Origin of the sequence: Sphingobacterium sp. CZ-UAM, from assembly GCF_002000245.1 — a bacterium.
Lineage (GTDB): Bacteria > Bacteroidota > Bacteroidia > Sphingobacteriales > Sphingobacteriaceae > Sphingobacterium.
Genome location: NZ_MTCM01000001.1, coordinates 2214685 through 2229045 on the forward strand (window position 1 = coordinate 2214685; position 14361 = coordinate 2229045).

18 protein-coding genes and 1 riboswitch are annotated in these 14361 nt (G+C 40.0%); of the genes, 10 read left to right on the forward strand and 8 right to left on the reverse strand.

Features of this window, described 5'->3' with window-relative positions; translation table 11 throughout:
* Positions 1-94: 94 nt before the first annotated feature.
* Complete coding sequence (gene dnaB / locus BWD42_RS09445; RefSeq protein WP_077435336.1) at positions 95-1708, reverse strand: replicative DNA helicase; 1614 nt, start codon at positions 1706-1708, stop codon at positions 95-97.
* A 414-nt stretch (positions 1709-2122) separates the two neighbouring features.
* Here dnaB and ubiE point away from each other — a divergent pair, with 414 nt between their 5' ends.
* The 6 genes from ubiE to BWD42_RS09475 all read left to right on the forward strand — a co-directional run bounded on the left by ubiE (position 2123) and on the right by BWD42_RS09475 (position 6448).
* Entirely contained in the window at positions 2123-2863 is a 741-nt protein-coding gene (gene ubiE / locus BWD42_RS09450) for a bifunctional demethylmenaquinone methyltransferase/2-methoxy-6-polyprenyl-1,4-benzoquinol methylase UbiE (protein WP_077435338.1), read from the forward strand.
* A gap of 87 nt (positions 2864-2950) precedes the next feature.
* Entirely contained in the window at positions 2951-3712 is a 762-nt protein-coding gene (locus BWD42_RS09455; RefSeq protein ID WP_077435340.1) for an SDR family oxidoreductase, read from the forward strand.
* A gap of 10 nt (positions 3713-3722) precedes the next feature.
* Positions 3723-4172: a GatB/YqeY domain-containing protein gene (locus tag BWD42_RS09460; protein WP_077435342.1), complete on the forward strand. Its 450-nt coding sequence runs from the start codon at positions 3723-3725 to the stop codon at positions 4170-4172.
* Between the two features lie 85 nt (positions 4173-4257).
* The gene (locus BWD42_RS09465) at positions 4258-4713 is read left to right on the forward strand and encodes a GNAT family N-acetyltransferase (RefSeq protein WP_077435344.1); all 456 of its coding nucleotides are present in this window, start codon (positions 4258-4260) and stop codon (positions 4711-4713) included.
* Between the two features lie 9 nt (positions 4714-4722).
* A complete protein-coding gene (locus tag BWD42_RS09470) occupies positions 4723-5097 on the forward strand; it encodes a DUF423 domain-containing protein (RefSeq protein WP_077435346.1) in 375 nt (124 codons plus the stop codon).
* A gap of 6 nt (positions 5098-5103) precedes the next feature.
* A riboswitch (Fluoride riboswitch) is annotated at positions 5104-5166 on the forward strand.
* A gap of 34 nt (positions 5167-5200) precedes the next feature.
* On the forward strand, positions 5201-6448 hold the full coding sequence (locus BWD42_RS09475; protein WP_077435348.1) for a voltage-gated chloride channel family protein: 1248 nt from the start codon (positions 5201-5203) through the stop codon (positions 6446-6448).
* A 92-nt stretch (positions 6449-6540) separates the two neighbouring features.
* Here the strand turns inward: BWD42_RS09475 and mgtE are convergent, their stop codons facing one another.
* The 4 genes from mgtE to BWD42_RS09495 form a co-directional block, all read right to left on the reverse strand.
* Positions 6541-7857 (reverse strand): magnesium transporter, encoded by a 1317-nt coding sequence (gene mgtE / locus BWD42_RS09480; RefSeq protein WP_077435350.1) that lies wholly within the window; start codon positions 7855-7857, stop codon positions 6541-6543.
* A gap of 169 nt (positions 7858-8026) precedes the next feature.
* Positions 8027-8737: a dipeptidase PepE gene (gene pepE / locus BWD42_RS09485; RefSeq protein ID WP_077435352.1), complete on the reverse strand. Its 711-nt coding sequence runs from the start codon at positions 8735-8737 to the stop codon at positions 8027-8029.
* 84 nt (positions 8738-8821) lie between these two features.
* Entirely contained in the window at positions 8822-8998 is a 177-nt protein-coding gene (locus tag BWD42_RS09490) for a ribbon-helix-helix domain-containing protein (protein WP_077435354.1), read from the reverse strand.
* A gap of 10 nt (positions 8999-9008) precedes the next feature.
* The gene (locus BWD42_RS09495; protein ID WP_077435356.1) at positions 9009-9872 is read right to left on the reverse strand and encodes an SPFH domain-containing protein; all 864 of its coding nucleotides are present in this window, start codon (positions 9870-9872) and stop codon (positions 9009-9011) included.
* Positions 9873-9969: 97 nt separating this feature from the next.
* Here BWD42_RS09495 and BWD42_RS09500 point away from each other — a divergent pair, with 97 nt between their 5' ends.
* The 4 genes from BWD42_RS09500 (at position 9970) to rimK (ending at position 13178) form a co-directional block, all read left to right on the forward strand.
* Complete coding sequence (locus BWD42_RS09500) at positions 9970-10452, forward strand: DNA-deoxyinosine glycosylase (protein ID WP_077435358.1); 483 nt, start codon at positions 9970-9972, stop codon at positions 10450-10452.
* Between the two features lie 53 nt (positions 10453-10505).
* Positions 10506-11684, forward strand: coding sequence for an AIR synthase related protein (locus BWD42_RS09505; RefSeq protein ID WP_077435360.1), 1179 nt, complete (start codon positions 10506-10508; stop codon positions 11682-11684).
* Positions 11685-11745: 61 nt separating this feature from the next.
* Positions 11746-12183 (forward strand): ATP-dependent zinc protease, encoded by a 438-nt coding sequence (locus BWD42_RS09510; protein ID WP_077435362.1) that lies wholly within the window; start codon positions 11746-11748, stop codon positions 12181-12183.
* 59 nt (positions 12184-12242) lie between these two features.
* The gene (gene rimK, locus BWD42_RS09515) at positions 12243-13178 is read left to right on the forward strand and encodes a 30S ribosomal protein S6--L-glutamate ligase (RefSeq protein WP_077435364.1); all 936 of its coding nucleotides are present in this window, start codon (positions 12243-12245) and stop codon (positions 13176-13178) included.
* 106 nt (positions 13179-13284) lie between these two features.
* On the opposite strand, the gene BWD42_RS09520 is transcribed toward rimK, so the two are convergent.
* From BWD42_RS09520 to rpmI, 3 genes are all read right to left on the reverse strand, one after another.
* Entirely contained in the window at positions 13285-13578 is a 294-nt protein-coding gene (locus tag BWD42_RS09520) for a hypothetical protein (RefSeq protein ID WP_077435366.1), read from the reverse strand.
* A 99-nt stretch (positions 13579-13677) separates the two neighbouring features.
* Entirely contained in the window at positions 13678-14022 is a 345-nt protein-coding gene (gene rplT, locus BWD42_RS09525; protein ID WP_046674462.1) for a 50S ribosomal protein L20, read from the reverse strand.
* Positions 14023-14121: 99 nt separating this feature from the next.
* Entirely contained in the window at positions 14122-14322 is a 201-nt protein-coding gene (gene rpmI / locus BWD42_RS09530) for a 50S ribosomal protein L35 (protein WP_002993964.1), read from the reverse strand.
* Between the last annotated feature and the right edge of the window lie 39 nt (positions 14323-14361).

Below are 14361 nucleotides of genomic sequence, written 5' to 3' on the forward strand. Positions count from 1 at the left end.
ACTACAACAAAGAAAGAGTAACCTTTGATCAATAAAAACGCCGAAATAGTATATTTCGGCGTTTTTATTATGAATATTGATGTAAAATTACAGATTAAAAAGGCGCGTCGTCAGGCATATCATTCATACGGGAAGGCATCGTAATGCCCCCACTAAAGCCTGCTCCACCGAAGTCATCCCCAAAGTTTGGCGACGGATTCAATGCCGATGCAGAAAATGTAGTTGGAGCATCTCCAAAGCCATCTGCACCTCCCATTCCGGAAAACTCATCTTCAAGATCGACGAATTTAACGAATTTACCAACAAATCGAAGCGGCACAATCCCTGTTTCACCATTACGGTGCTTGGCAATAATAACTTCACCAACACCGGCTGTCGGGCGTCCCTCTTCATCTTCGGTCAAACCATAGTACTCTGGTCTATATAGGAAAAGTACCATATCGGCGTCCTGCTCAATAGATCCAGATTCACGCAAATCCGATAGCATCGGTCGCTTACTATTTCCAGGTCTGGATTCCACCGCACGACTCAATTGAGATAGGGCTAAAACTGGAATATTTAACTCTTTTGCAACAGATTTCAAAGCGCGGGAAATACTACCGATCTCTTGCTCACGATTACCACCGCCTTTACCTTCCGCTTTACCATGCATCAGCTGCAGATAATCGACGATCACCATTTGGATATCGTACTGGGCTTTCAGACGACGGCATTTTGCTCTAAATTCAAAGACGTTCAGTGCCGGTGTATCATCGATAATAATCGGAGCATCTGTCAATCGGCCGATACGTGAATGCAATTGCTGCCATTCGTGATCGGCAAGATTTCCTTTTTTCAATTTTTCTTGTTCAATTTCGGTTTCACCCGCAATCAGACGATTAACCAGCTGAACAGAGGACATTTCCAGCGAGAACACAGCAACAGCTTTACCGTGTTCTACGGCTGCATTTCGCGCGACAGACAATACAAACGCCGTTTTACCCATCGCTGGACGAGCGGCGATTATCACTAAGTCAGAGGGCTGCCAACCAGAAGTCATACGGTCTAGCGCGGTTAACCCTGAGGGCACACCGGTAAGACCATCTGTACGGTCGCGCAACATCTCCAGGTTCGAGATGGCCTCACGCATAATATCATCCATTTTACGGGAATCTCTTCGCAAGTTATTTTGTGCGATATCAAACAAACTCTTTTCGGCATGGTCCAATAGATCGAAAATATCCGATGTCTCATCATAAGAGCTATTGATAATTTCAGTAGAAACTTTGATCAGCTCCCTTTGAATATATTTTTGCGAAATAATACGCGCGTGATACTCGATATTGGCAGCAGAAACAACCCGATCTGTAAGCTGTGTAATATAATAAGCCCCCCCTACCATTTCGAGCGCACCCATTTTACGCAACTCGGAGGTAACTGTCAAAATATCGATCGGCGAGGTTTTTTGAAATAAGCCGAATATAGCTTCGAAAATTTTCTGATGTGATTCTTTATAAAAAGACTCCGGCTTTAAAATATCAATAATCTCACTTAGCGCATTTTTTTCAAGCATCAATGCCCCCAAAACAGCCTCCTCAAGATCTACTGCCTGGGGCGGTAGCTTACCCAAGCCGCTTACCATGTTGTTTAATTTGGTCCGGCGCTCACCATAACTACCTCTTTTGTTATTATCCGTATTATTCGCTTCAAAATTGCTCTCGTTCATCATGATATTATATCAGAAATATAGCTTCCCAGCTCTTAAATTTAAGACGGGATAACAAATGTATAAAAAATAAAATTCACAGAGACGTTGAATTACAAACAGCATAATTAGTCCCTCAGGCAACAACTGTCAAAACGCTTTGAAGGACACAGTTTTACAGTAACACTTTTCAACACACTTTGTGGAAAACATGTTGAAAATAAAAAACAAGCACTTAAAATCAATGCATTAAAAAGTGTGGATAACTTAGGCCATTGTGAATAACCAAAATCATCGAAATTCAAAATGATTGCATTTAATTCTAACATCACACAGCTCCAACATGGCTTTGTTGAAGAGAAATAGACTTCAGCTTTAAATCAAAAAACAAATCCTATTTTAAGCGTTAAAAATATACTTATATCGTATATTTGTAAAATGACGCACGATTCTTCAACATTAAAGCCCTATAAAGATGCCAATGATGGCAAGAAAAAACAGGTAGCGGATATGTTCAACAATATTTCCCATTCCTATGATTTCTTAAACCACTTCATGTCCCTGGGGATTGATATTATATGGCGAAAGAAAGCCATTAATGCCCTAAAGTCCATTAAGCCTCAGCTCATGTTAGATGTGGCTACCGGGACAGGTGATTTTGCACTGGAATCTATCAAGATATTGAACCCAAAAAAAATAATTGGAGTCGATATCTCTCAAGGCATGCTTGATGTGGCTAAAAAGAAAATCGCAAACAAAGGACTGGAAAACCAATTTGAAGTACAATTAGGCGATTCGGAAAGGCTTCAATTTGAAGACAATACCTTTGACGCTGTTACGGTCGCATTTGGTGTTCGTAACTTTGAAAATCTGGAAAAAGGATTATCCGACATTTACCGTGTATTGAAACCTGGCGGTAAGGCTGTTATTTTGGAATTTTCGAATCCCAAGAAATTTCCGATAAAGCAGCTCTACAATTTTTATTTCAAATATGTAACTCCGACCATTGGAAAATTCTTCTCAAAAGATGCCAGTGCTTACGAATATTTACCGGAATCTGTTGCTCAGTTTCCCGATGGACAGAAATTTGTCGCAATAAATAAAAGAGCTGGCTTCGACCAAACGATTGTGAGACCACAAACATTTGGTATCTGCACGATTTATATTGCGACCAAATAGGTCTATCAAGGACTTTTGGGCTGCGTTCCATCAACAGATGAAATCGCAGTCAGCAATGAAATTTACTATTTCAACACGTTAAAAAATATGACAAAGACAGTTTTCATCACAGGAGCAAGTTCAGGTATTGGTCAAGCCTGTGCTGAAGTGTTGGCGAAGGAAGGTTACAATCTTTTGCTTTGTGCGCGTAGACTAAATCGGCTGGATATATTGAAGGACAAATTAAATTCAATCTATCCACACATCAAAATTCATACCTTTGAATTGGATGTAAGAGATTCAGAACAGGTTCAAAACCAAATCAATGGTTTACCCGAAGAGTGGAAAACAATCCATGTATTGATCAATAACGCTGGTCTTAGTCAAGGTTTGGATCCGATTCAGGATGGTGATATTGGAGACTGGGATAGAATGATCGACACCAATGTAAAAGGGCTACTTTATGTCAGCAAAGCCGTTATTCCGTTACTAGATACTGCCAATGGTGCACATATTGTCAATTTAGGCTCCATTGCAGGCAAAGAAGTTTATCCAAATGGCAATGTATACTGCGCGAGCAAACATGCGGTAGATGCGCTTACAAAAGCAATGCGTATCGACCTGCTTTCCAAAGGTATAAAAGTAACTTCAATCGATCCGGGGATGGTTGAAACGGAATTCTCTGAAGTTCGCTTCCACGGAGATAAAGAAAGAGCTAAAAGTGTATATGCTGGTGTACAGCCCCTGACCGGAACTGACATTGCCGAAACCATACTTTTCGTCATCACCAGACCAGCCCATGTTAATATCAACGATCTATTAATAATGCCAACAGCACAGGCTTCAGGCACGATTGTCAATCGAAAATAATTTAAATATCATGTCATTAGAAACGCAAATAAATCAAGACATTAAAGCGGCAATGATTGCAAAAGATACGGCAACATTGCGTGGATTACGTGCCATTAAAGCGGCTATTCTCCTTGCTAAAACGGAGAAAGGCCATGCAGAAGAATTGAATCAAGAAGCTGAAATCAAAGTTTTACAAAAACTGGTAAAACAACGTCGCGAATCTGCTGAAATCTATAAAAATCAAAACCGTGAAGATCTTTATCAAATTGAGGTAGAAGAGGAAAAGGTAATCGAAGCTTACCTTCCAAAGCAATTGAGTAAAGAGGAAGTGGAAGCCATTATCAAAGCGATCATTGCTGAAACCGGCGCTTCTTCCATTAAAGATATGGGAAAAGTAATGGGTGCTGCCAATCAAAAATTAGCCGGACAGGCAGACGGGAAAACGATCTCTGAAGTGGTAAAAAGCCTTTTGGCTTAATTCTCCCTTTTCATAACATTGATTTATCAACCCTAATTGCTCTTATATAGGGTTGATAAATCATTTTTTCTCTTTATCAGCCGTCATGGAATATAATTGGAAACTCAAGAATTTTGAAGAACTTACGAATCGTGAACTGTACCGTATTTTAAAATTACGTCTGGAGGTTTTTGTATTGGAACAAGAATGTCTTTATCCTGAGCTGGATGACAAAGATTACAACTGCTTACATCTTTGGGCAGAACAGGATGGGGATATTGTCGCTTATACCCGTTTAGTTCCAGCAGGAATTTCTTACCCACAACCCTCCATCGGCCGTGTCATTGTTGCGAGAGAAGCCCGTGGAACAGGTCTTAGTCAATTACTGATGCACAAATCTATCGCAGCAACGTTGGAAGCTTTTGGTCCGCAGGATATTCAGATCGGCGCGCAATTTCACTTAAAGTCTTTCTACGAGAAATTTGGATTTAAACAAAACTCTGAACCCTATCCAGATTATGGAATTCTACACATTGATATGACGAAATCAGTTATTAAGTAAGTTCTATTTATGAATAATATTGTAATCATTACTGCAGCCGTTTTTGGTTCATTAGCCATTATACTTGGTGCATTTGGGGCGCACGCATTTAAAAAAATATTATCGGCTGAGAAGCTGGACTCTTTTGAAGTTGGTGTTCGCTATCAAATGTATGCGGCGATCACCTTATTGGTTCTTGGGCTAAATCTACCCTTTGACCATCAATCTGAAAGAGCAGCCTATTATCTAATTGCTTTGGGCACCTTATTGTTTTCTGGAAGCATTTATTTTCTTTCTTTTGCGGAACATTGGAAAAAAAATCTAAAATTTCTTGGCCCTATTACTCCTTTGGGAGGTTTACTGATGATTCTTGGCTGGCTTGCAATTATCATACGCTTTTTATAACTTAGCTGAATATATGGCAATGATGTCTGCCTTGAACTGCCCTAATAAGCTGATGACGTCTACTTTAAGTATAAAAACAACAAATTTTATATAAAGTAGATTTATGGCTTTCAAAATATCAGATCAACCAATTCAAATTAATTTCCATTTCTTTTTTAAGTGGTTTATCGCTTGTTGCGCAATAGGTTTCATTGTTGGCTCAATCTGTGCATTCTTTCTTTTTTCGCTAAACTGGGTAACTTCCTATCGGGAAACCCATTCCTGGATCATCTACGGATTACCGCTTGCTGGTCTTATTATTGCCTTATGCTACCAGCGCTGGGGCAACCCTTCAAGTAAGGGAAACAATCTCCTGATCGAAGAATACCTTCATCCACAACGGAGGATACCCCTTGTTATGGCGCCATTGGTGCTATTTGGAACCTTAATCACCCATCTATTTGGCGGATCGGCCGGACGCGAAGGCACGGCAGTCCAGATCGGCGGAGCGATCTCCGATCAGCTCAACCGTTGGTTTAATTTCGATAAAACCGAACGCCGCATTCTAATTTCCATTGGTATTACAGCGGGTTTTGCAGCTGTCTTTGGTACTCCGCTTGCCGGAACAATTTTTGGCCTAGAAGTATTGCTCATTGGTAAAAAAAGATATTTTGGCATCCTCCCCTGCCTTATCACAGCCTATATAGCAAACCTTAGTTGTCAGTTATGGGATATTCCACACACTCATTATCCTATACATGAAAGTATACCTATATTATCTTTAACCAATATCGGTCTCAGCTTGATTGCCGGAATTTTATTCGGTGCAGTAGCGTGGTTATTTACCTTCACGGGGGACTTCTTCAGTGTTCAATTTAAAAAGATCAAATCCCCTTTGCTCCGGCCCGTGATCGGTGGCATCATAATCGTTATTACTGTAGTATTACTAAAAAGCACGAAATATATCGGTTTAGGTATCCCAATGATTCAGGAGGCTTTTAACACTCCTTCGGATAACTATGATTTTCTTCTCAAATTGGTACTAACCACATTTACCCTTTCCGCTGGTTTCAAAGGTGGCGAGGTGACCCCATTATTTTTTATAGGGGCGACGTTTGGAAGTGCTCTCAGCACGATTATCCCACTCCCCTTAGGACTGTTGGCAGCCATGGGCTTTGTTGCCGTATTTTCCGGAGCGACAAATACCCCTTTGGCCTGTATTATTATGGGATGTGAACTTTTCGGTTTTCAACCTATTGTTTTCATAGCAATTGCCTGTATAGCAGCTTACCTATTTTCTGGAAAGAAAGGGATCTATATTGCTCAAAAAGGAGGAATTAAGGAAAAATTATATCGAAAATTGAACCTGTAATTCGATCAATATAACTACAATCCGCTCAAATAAAAAAGCATACAACCAAAGTAAACGGTTGTATGCCCTTTCTTATATTTTTTCTGGAAGATTTACAATAATTTACCTTGCAAAAAGAACGCTGCAACGGTAAAGTAAATGACCAAGCCTGAGACGTCTACCAATGTAGCCACAAAAGGCGCCGATGCTGTGGCCGGGTCCAAACCAAACCGACGTAATATAAATGGAATAAAAGAGCCAGACAAAGTTCCCCAAAGAACTATAAACAATAAAGAAACGGCTACTGTAAGGCCTATTGCTATCCAATAAGGGCCGTAATCATACAGACCGAGGAAATGCCAGGCTAATATTCTTAAAAAGCCAATGCTGCCCAATATTCCGCCCAAAATCAGTCCAGAAGACACTTCCCTTTTCATCACATACCACCAGTCCTTAAGTTTCAATTCACCCAGGGCCATAGCACGAATGATGAGTGAGGCAGCTTGGGAACCTGAGTTCCCACCACTGGAAATAATTAGGGGGACAAATAATGCCAGTACTACTGCTTTCTCCAGTTCCCCTTCAAAAAAGCCCATAGCTGAAGCCGTAAGCATCTCACTGAAAAACAAAATAATAAGCCACCCCGCCCGTTTTTGGATCAATTGAAGTAAAGGAGTCTTCGTATAGGCCAAATCCAGTTCTTCCATCCCCCCAAATCGTTGTATATCCTCCGTATCGCGATCTTCGATACGGTCCAACACATCATCAAATGTCACAATCCCAACCAATACACCGGCTTCAGTAACAATAGGCAATGCACTTCGATCATATTTCTGAAAAATTTCGAAGGCTTCCTCCATGGGTGTTGAAGCCTTAATCGCCGCAAAATTATAATCGATCAAGTCTGAAATCTTGGTAGATCCATCGGACAAAAGCAATTGACCGATTTTTAAATCGTCAATCAATACATTTTTCTCATCAACGACATAGATAAAATTGAGTGTCTCCGCTTTTCTTCCAAAGACTTTAATATGTCGAAAAACATCATCAACTGTATAATAGGGACGTACCTGCACATACATGGGGGTCATCAGCCGCGCGATGCTGTCTTCTTTATATCCAATCAGCTCCAGCGCCATCTGTTTTTCACGCTCGTTCAAGAGATTAATCAAATATTTGATCAGATCGTCGGGCAGTTCAGACAGCAATTCGTTACGCGTATCCGGCTTTAGATTATTCAGCAACTCAGACAATTCCTGCTCAGTCATTGATTTGATCAATGTGTATTGGACATCTACTTCCAAAAATGAAAAGATCTCCAATCTATCCTCCAGCGGATAGTCCATAAAATGTTGATGTTGTTCCCCTTTATTTAGACGCGATATTTCTTCCGCAATATCGGCTGGGTGTAATGCTGAATTTTGTTCCATTGGAAGAAAATTTTAATGGATTTAGCGCAAAAGTAGCTTATTTTGTATGATATTCAATCATCTACAAAAGTATTTTTTAAGAGAAAGACCGTTATTGTGATTTAGATAGACTGCTAACCCTGTTTCCTTTATGATTAAGTTACAAAAAGAGTGTAGAATTCACAAAACCTTAAAAATTAATTAATCCGGGCGCAAGCTCAACGGCTTCACTATTCGCCCTGAATAACCGGGCAGTCAACGATCCCTCTAATCTTATTTCTCCTTGATTTACGCTCAACCAACTTCCTTCGCGTAATCCAAGTACGGGCTGCGGATTAAATTGATGAAATTCCTGTATACGGGTTTCCCTTGTTTCTCCTTTATGGGTCGAATTTAAGTCGGGATCCAAAAAATGGGGGTTAATATTAAAAGGGAGGAATGCCAACGCATCAAAGCTTGCTGGATAAACGATAGGCATGTCATTTGTCGTGCCAATGGTCAATCCTGTAAGATTAGATCCGGCGGAGGTGCCTACATAGGGTGTTCCTTTGCCTATCTGTACACGTAATTGATGTACAAGATCCAAATCGTACAATGTCTTTAACAATAAGAACGTATTACCGCCACCCACAAAAATTGCTTTTGCTTCCTGAATGGCCTTTTTCTTGTTCTGAAACTCATGCAATCCGGCAACTTTGATATTTTGGTCATTTAAAGCTTCCTGTACTTTGGCCGTATACTCTTCAAAAGATATTCCAGATGGCCGTGCATATGGAATAAACAGCAATTCATCTGACGCGATAAATTTGACAAAATCTTCTTTAATATATTCGAGAAACCCACTACCATGAATGGTACTTGTGCTTACGACCAATAAATTATAAACTGGATTGATCTCCATATCTTTTTTACTAAAATGATAAAAAAATGCACCTTTTACTTCGTTTGTGACGATGCCAAAGGTACATCTTTAGTTTCTGATTCTTTATTTTTTATCAGCAGACTTTTTCTCTGCACTCAATCTTTTATTTTCTTGCAGCGCTCTATGTAAAAGATATTCGATCTGCCCATTGACACTCCTAAACTCATCCGCGGCCCATTTTTCCAATGCCTTGTACATCTGATCGTCAAGCCGCAACATAAAGTTCTTTTTATCTGCCATTTTAGTCAATTTATTGGTACAGCGTACCAGTATTTACAATTGGAGTTGCAGCCTTTTCGCCACAAAGTACCACCATCAGATTACTCACCATAGCCGCTTTTTTCTCATTGTCTAATTCTACAATATCTTTTTCAGACAATTTTTTAAGTGCCATCTCAACCATACCTACAGCCCCATCTACAATCTTTGAACGTGCAGCGACAATTGCGGCAGCCTGTTGTCTTTGTAGCATGGCACCAGCAATTTCGGAAGCGTAAGCTAAATGGCTGATTCTAGCCTCTTTAATAATCACTCCTGCAGGTGCAAGACGATCGGAAAGCTCCTGTTCAAGAATATGATTCACCGTATCGCCGCCTTCACGTAAAGTGATCTCCGCACCTTCATCTTCAAGGTTATCGTAAGGAAAACTTCCAGCTAGATGCCGTACAGCTGCTTCGCTCTGTGTACGCACATAAGAAGTATAGTTACTGACATCATATGCTGCTTTATACGTATCCCCAACTTGCCATACGATAACGGCGCCTATTTCAATTGGATTTCCCATCTTATCGTTTACCTTTAATGTCTGCCCTTGCAGGTTGTCCGAACGTAAACTGATCTTGATCGTAGAGTACAAGGGGTTGACAAAAAACAAACCATTCTCTTTAACAGTGCCCACGTATCGGCCAAAGAAATTTAAAACACGTGAATGATTTGGATTAATAATCATTAATCCTTTCAGGATAAAGAATGTTCCGATCATCAAGACCACACCAAGTACTACATAAAGCGAACTCTCGTCGACGTTGGCAAATGAAAATATGGCAGCTATAAAAGAAGCTACCGCAATTAATAAGGCTAAATAGCCTGACATAGGTTTAATCAATTTTTCCATAATTTATTAATATATATTTGATATCATTTTAATATCATAAAAATAGTAAAAAAAAGTTCATATTTCAAAGCTCAAATTTTTATTATTATTTTTGAGTATGCTCAAAAAATCCTTTTTACCACTCGTGAATGCCCATACCACAACGCTTATCCTCGGATCCCTGCCAGGCGACAGATCGTTGGAGCAAAATGAATATTATGCACATCCACAAAATCGCTTTTGGAAAGTGATGAGACAGCTATACAACCGCCCTCACGCAACAGATTATAGCGAAAAAGTAAACCTGTTACTTGAAAATGGCATTGGTTTATGGGATGTATGTGCCGAAGCATCCCGCCCCGGCAGTATGGACCTTGCGATCAAAGACGAAAGTCCGAATCCAATCATAGCCCTCCTTGATGCAAATCCAACGATCAATAGGGTCGTTTTTAACGGACAAAAGGCCTACAATTTGTATTTAAAGCATTTCGAAAAAATAGATCACGTTACCTATGTATGTCTCCCCAGCACAAGTCCAGCTAACGCTAAAACAAATCTTGAGAAACTGATCGCGCATTGGCGTATACTTATAAGTGATTAAATTACATAATTAAGGTTCGTTAATTCAGCGCTATTGTTTATTTTTGCGCTAAGATGTCAGATTTAAAATACAATCAACGAGGTGTATCCGCTGGAAAAGAGGATGTGCACAATGCGATAAAAAATATCGACAAGGGTCTTTTTCCCAAAGCATTCTGTAAAATCATTCCCGATATTTTGGGTGGAGATCAAGACTGGTGCAATATCATGCATGCTGATGGCGCAGGCACCAAGTCTTCCTTAGCTTATGTCTATTGGAAAGAAACAGGAGATATTTCTGTATGGAAAGGTATTGCACAAGATGCAATCATTATGAATATCGACGATTTGCTCTGCGTTGGAGCGACCGATAATATTCTACTTTCTTCGACAATTGGAAGAAATAAAAATCTTATTCCAGGAGAAGTTATTGCAGAAATCATCAATGGTACAGAAGAAATATTGGCTGAACTTCGTGATTTAGGTATCGGTATTTATTCAACTGGCGGGGAAACTGCTGATGTTGGGGATCTCGTACGTACAATAATCGTCGACAGCACAGTGACTTGTCGTATGAAGCGCGAGGATGTCATTTCAAATCACAGAATCAAAGGCGGAAACGTAATTGTCGGTTTGGCATCCAATGGAAAGGCGACCTATGAGAAATCCTATAACGGTGGTATGGGGTCCAATGGCCTAACCTCTGCGCGTCATGATGTATTTAACAAAAAGGTAGCCGAGAAATATCCGGAGGCATATGACCCTGCGGTTCCATACGAACTTGTTTTCGCAGGAAGTCAGGATTTAACCAATGACATCGTCGTGGAAACGGGCGAAAAAGTAACTGCAGGTAAACTTGTACTTTCAGCTACACGTACCTATGCTCCAATCATTAAAAATATATTGGATAAATACCGTTCTCAAATCGATGGAATGGTACATTGTTCAGGTGGAGCGCAAACTAAAGTACTGCATTTCGTTGACGATGTGCATATCATTAAAGACAATCTTTTCCCAATTCCGCCACTCTTCGAATTGATACAAAAAGAATCTAATACAGACTGGAAAGAGATGTACAAGGTGTTTAATATGGGGCACCGTATGGAACTGTATGTACCTGAAGCGATTGCTTCGGACATCATTGCTATCTCAGAATCTTTCGGCGTTCCGGCACAAATTATCGGCCGTGTGGAAGAAGCTACCTCTAAAAAAGTAACGATTACGTCTCCTTTTGGAGAATTTATATACGAATAAAATAGGAATGTACCAAGCTCTACTAAAGAAGAGCTTGGTGTATCTATTCCATTTGGTTTAAATGAAAGAAAAACTTTTCGTGGGGTGGAAAGAAACCCTGGATCTTCCGGAATTAGGAATATTTGGCATAGAAGCAAAGGTCGATACTGGCGCGGCTTCTTCGGTTTTGCATTGTAATTCCTATAAAATCGTTCATGAAGATGGTCAGGATTGGATTTTTTGCGAATTGATTACCAATTTCGAAACAGCGGAAACCAAAATTCTCAAATTAAGGCTTTATAAAACCAAATTGGTTAAAAGTTCCTTTGGCCAGGAGGAAAAGCGTTATTATATCCGGACCACGGCGAAGCTCTATGATCAGGTTTTCAGTATCAAGATTTCATTTAGAAACCGCTCCAAAATGACTTACCCCATGCTTTTGGGAAAGAATTTTCTATACCGCAGATTTTTGGTCGACGTTTCCAAAGACAATCTCTCCTTGAAGTCCCTGTCAAAATAAAAACAAATAGCAAAGCTATTTTGTTATCTTAGCACAAAAATATATTCAATATACAAACCGTGAAAATTGCCGTATTATCGACAGTAAAGAGTTTATACTCAACTCGTCGTCTCGTAGAAGCCGCACAACAAAGAGGACATGAATGTGTTGTCATAGACCACAGCAAGTGTTACGTTGGCATTCAACAAGGTAAACCCAGTATTCATTACAAAGGACAGGATCTCAGTGGTATTGACGCTATTATTCCCCGAATAGGCGCTTCGGTCACTTTTTATGGTTCGGCTATTGTCAGACAATTTGAGGTAATGGATGTGATTTCTGCAAACCCGAGTCAAGCGATTACCAGATCGAGAGATAAGTTGAGATGCTTGCAGATTTTGTCCGGTGCTGGCATCGGCCTTCCCATTACGGGGTTTGCCCGCACGGCATCTGATGTTGACGACCTGATCAGTATGGTTGGTGGCGCCCCCTTGGTGATTAAACTATTGGAAGGCACCCAAGGGATCGGTGTTGTTTTAGCTGAAACTAAAAAAGCAGCATCATCTGTTATAGAAGCTTTCTACGGGCTCGGAAACAATATATTGATACAGGAATTCATCAAAGAGTCAAAAGGCTCCGATATCAGAGCTTTTGTCGTTGACGGAAAAGTTGTGGGGGCAATGAAACGTACAGCTAAAGAAGGTGAATTTCGTTCGAACATACACCGGGGTGGTACAGCACAGGTCATCCGCTTGAGTAAGGCGGAAAGAGAGACTGCCATTGCTGCTGCAGCCCAATTGGGGCTTACAGTATGTGGTGTGGATATGATCCCCTCGGATAGGGGTCCATTGGTGCTCGAAGTCAACTCTTCCCCTGGGTTGGAGGGAATAGAAAAAGCTACAAAAAAAGATATTGCATCCGAAATCATTCAATATATTGAAAGACAATATGAAATGAAACAGGCGCAAATGCCAAAAGTAGTGAAGAAAAAGAAAAAGAGAGAGAGTAAACTTTAATAGCTCAGGATTAAAAGATAAAAGGGTTGTCTTGCAATACCTCCATAAAGTGTCTAACTTTTTAGTGGTATTGCAATGCAACCCCTTTTTTATTGGTCATTTTTTATCATTTCACCTTCATAACCATATTGTCAGCACCCTCGGTAGAGGCCTTTGCTTGGCCAGATTTGTTTTTAGTCGACTTGTAGTGAACGTGGTTTTTAACACCTTCAATTTGGATTGTTTCCCCACCTTTGGCTTCTATAGTTCGGGTGTTTCCTACCCCCTCAATTGATATAACTTTCCCTTGTTGATCAGCTACAACCTTTATGGGAGCGTTGTACTCTGGCCCCTTAGCCACAACCATACCAGCTAATAGAAGGAGTGCAAAACCAAATGCCCGTGCAGGTATGGTCCCCAAAAAACGACACTAGTCTACTAGGTCAATAGAGGCTAACAAAAAAGGAGCCCAAAGGGCTCCTTTAATATCTCTAACAAATTGACAGCGGATTAAAAAACTCTATTTTACTGCGTCTACAACTGCTTTGAAAGCTTCTGGGTTATTTAAAGCTAAATCAGCTAGAACCTTACGATTCAAACCAATGTTTTTAGCGTTTAATTTACCGATCAATTGGGAATAAGAAATTCCGTGTTGACGAGCTCCAGCGTTGATACGTTGAATCCATAAAGCTCTAAACTCGCGTTTTTTGGTTTTACGATCGCGGTAAGCGTATTGTAAACCTTTTTCTACTGTATTTTTAGCAATAGTATAAACTTTGCTACGTGATCCAAAGTAACCTTTTGCAAGGCCTAGGATTTTTTTGCGTCTTCTTCTTGAAGCTACTGCGTTAACCGAACGTGGCATATTTTTAAAATTAGTTTGGTAAAAGGTGCCATGTATTTCAATGAACTTACGACCCTGTACCCGGTTAAAAAATTATTATTAAATAAAATCGAATAAAACTTATTTACCGATAGCAAGCATACGTTTTACGTTGCCCATATCGCCATCAGATACATAACTTGTTTGTGTTAAGTTACGTTTACGTTTTGTGCTCTTTTTTGTCAAGATGTGGCTTTTGAAAGCATTTTTTCTTGCAATTTTACCTGTTCCAGTCAATTTGAAACGTTTCTTTGCGCTGGAATTGGTTTTAACTTTTGGCATAATACTTATAAATTTTATATCAATCTGTTAGAATTCTTT

Excerpts from the sequence above, each read along its gene's own strand:
- dnaB (WP_077435336.1), bottom strand. The coding sequence starts at position 1,708 with ATGATGAACGAGAGCAATTTTGAAGCGAATAATACGGATAATAACAAA.
- ubiE (WP_077435338.1), top strand. The coding sequence starts at position 2,123 with ATGACGCACGATTCTTCAACATTAAAGCCCTATAAAGATGCCAATGAT.
- BWD42_RS09455 (WP_077435340.1), top strand. The coding sequence starts at position 2,951 with ATGACAAAGACAGTTTTCATCACAGGAGCAAGTTCAGGTATTGGTCAA.
- BWD42_RS09460 (WP_077435342.1), top strand. The coding sequence starts at position 3,723 with ATGTCATTAGAAACGCAAATAAATCAAGACATTAAAGCGGCAATGATT.
- BWD42_RS09465 (WP_077435344.1), top strand. The coding sequence starts at position 4,258 with ATGGAATATAATTGGAAACTCAAGAATTTTGAAGAACTTACGAATCGT.
- BWD42_RS09470 (WP_077435346.1), top strand. The coding sequence starts at position 4,723 with ATGAATAATATTGTAATCATTACTGCAGCCGTTTTTGGTTCATTAGCC.
- BWD42_RS09475 (WP_077435348.1), top strand. The coding sequence starts at position 5,201 with ATGGCTTTCAAAATATCAGATCAACCAATTCAAATTAATTTCCATTTC.
- mgtE (WP_077435350.1), bottom strand. The coding sequence starts at position 7,857 with ATGGAACAAAATTCAGCATTACACCCAGCCGATATTGCGGAAGAAATA.
- pepE (WP_077435352.1), bottom strand. The coding sequence starts at position 8,737 with ATGGAGATCAATCCAGTTTATAATTTATTGGTCGTAAGCACAAGTACC.
- BWD42_RS09490 (WP_077435354.1), bottom strand. The coding sequence starts at position 8,998 with ATGGCAGATAAAAAGAACTTTATGTTGCGGCTTGACGATCAGATGTAC.
- BWD42_RS09495 (WP_077435356.1), bottom strand. The coding sequence starts at position 9,872 with ATGGAAAAATTGATTAAACCTATGTCAGGCTATTTAGCCTTATTAATT.
- BWD42_RS09500 (WP_077435358.1), top strand. The coding sequence starts at position 9,970 with ATGCTCAAAAAATCCTTTTTACCACTCGTGAATGCCCATACCACAACG.
- BWD42_RS09505 (WP_077435360.1), top strand. The coding sequence starts at position 10,506 with ATGTCAGATTTAAAATACAATCAACGAGGTGTATCCGCTGGAAAAGAG.
- BWD42_RS09510 (WP_077435362.1), top strand. The coding sequence starts at position 11,746 with ATGAAAGAAAAACTTTTCGTGGGGTGGAAAGAAACCCTGGATCTTCCG.
- rplT (WP_046674462.1), bottom strand. The coding sequence starts at position 14,022 with ATGCCACGTTCGGTTAACGCAGTAGCTTCAAGAAGAAGACGCAAAAAA.
- rpmI (WP_002993964.1), bottom strand. The coding sequence starts at position 14,322 with ATGCCAAAAGTTAAAACCAATTCCAGCGCAAAGAAACGTTTCAAATTG.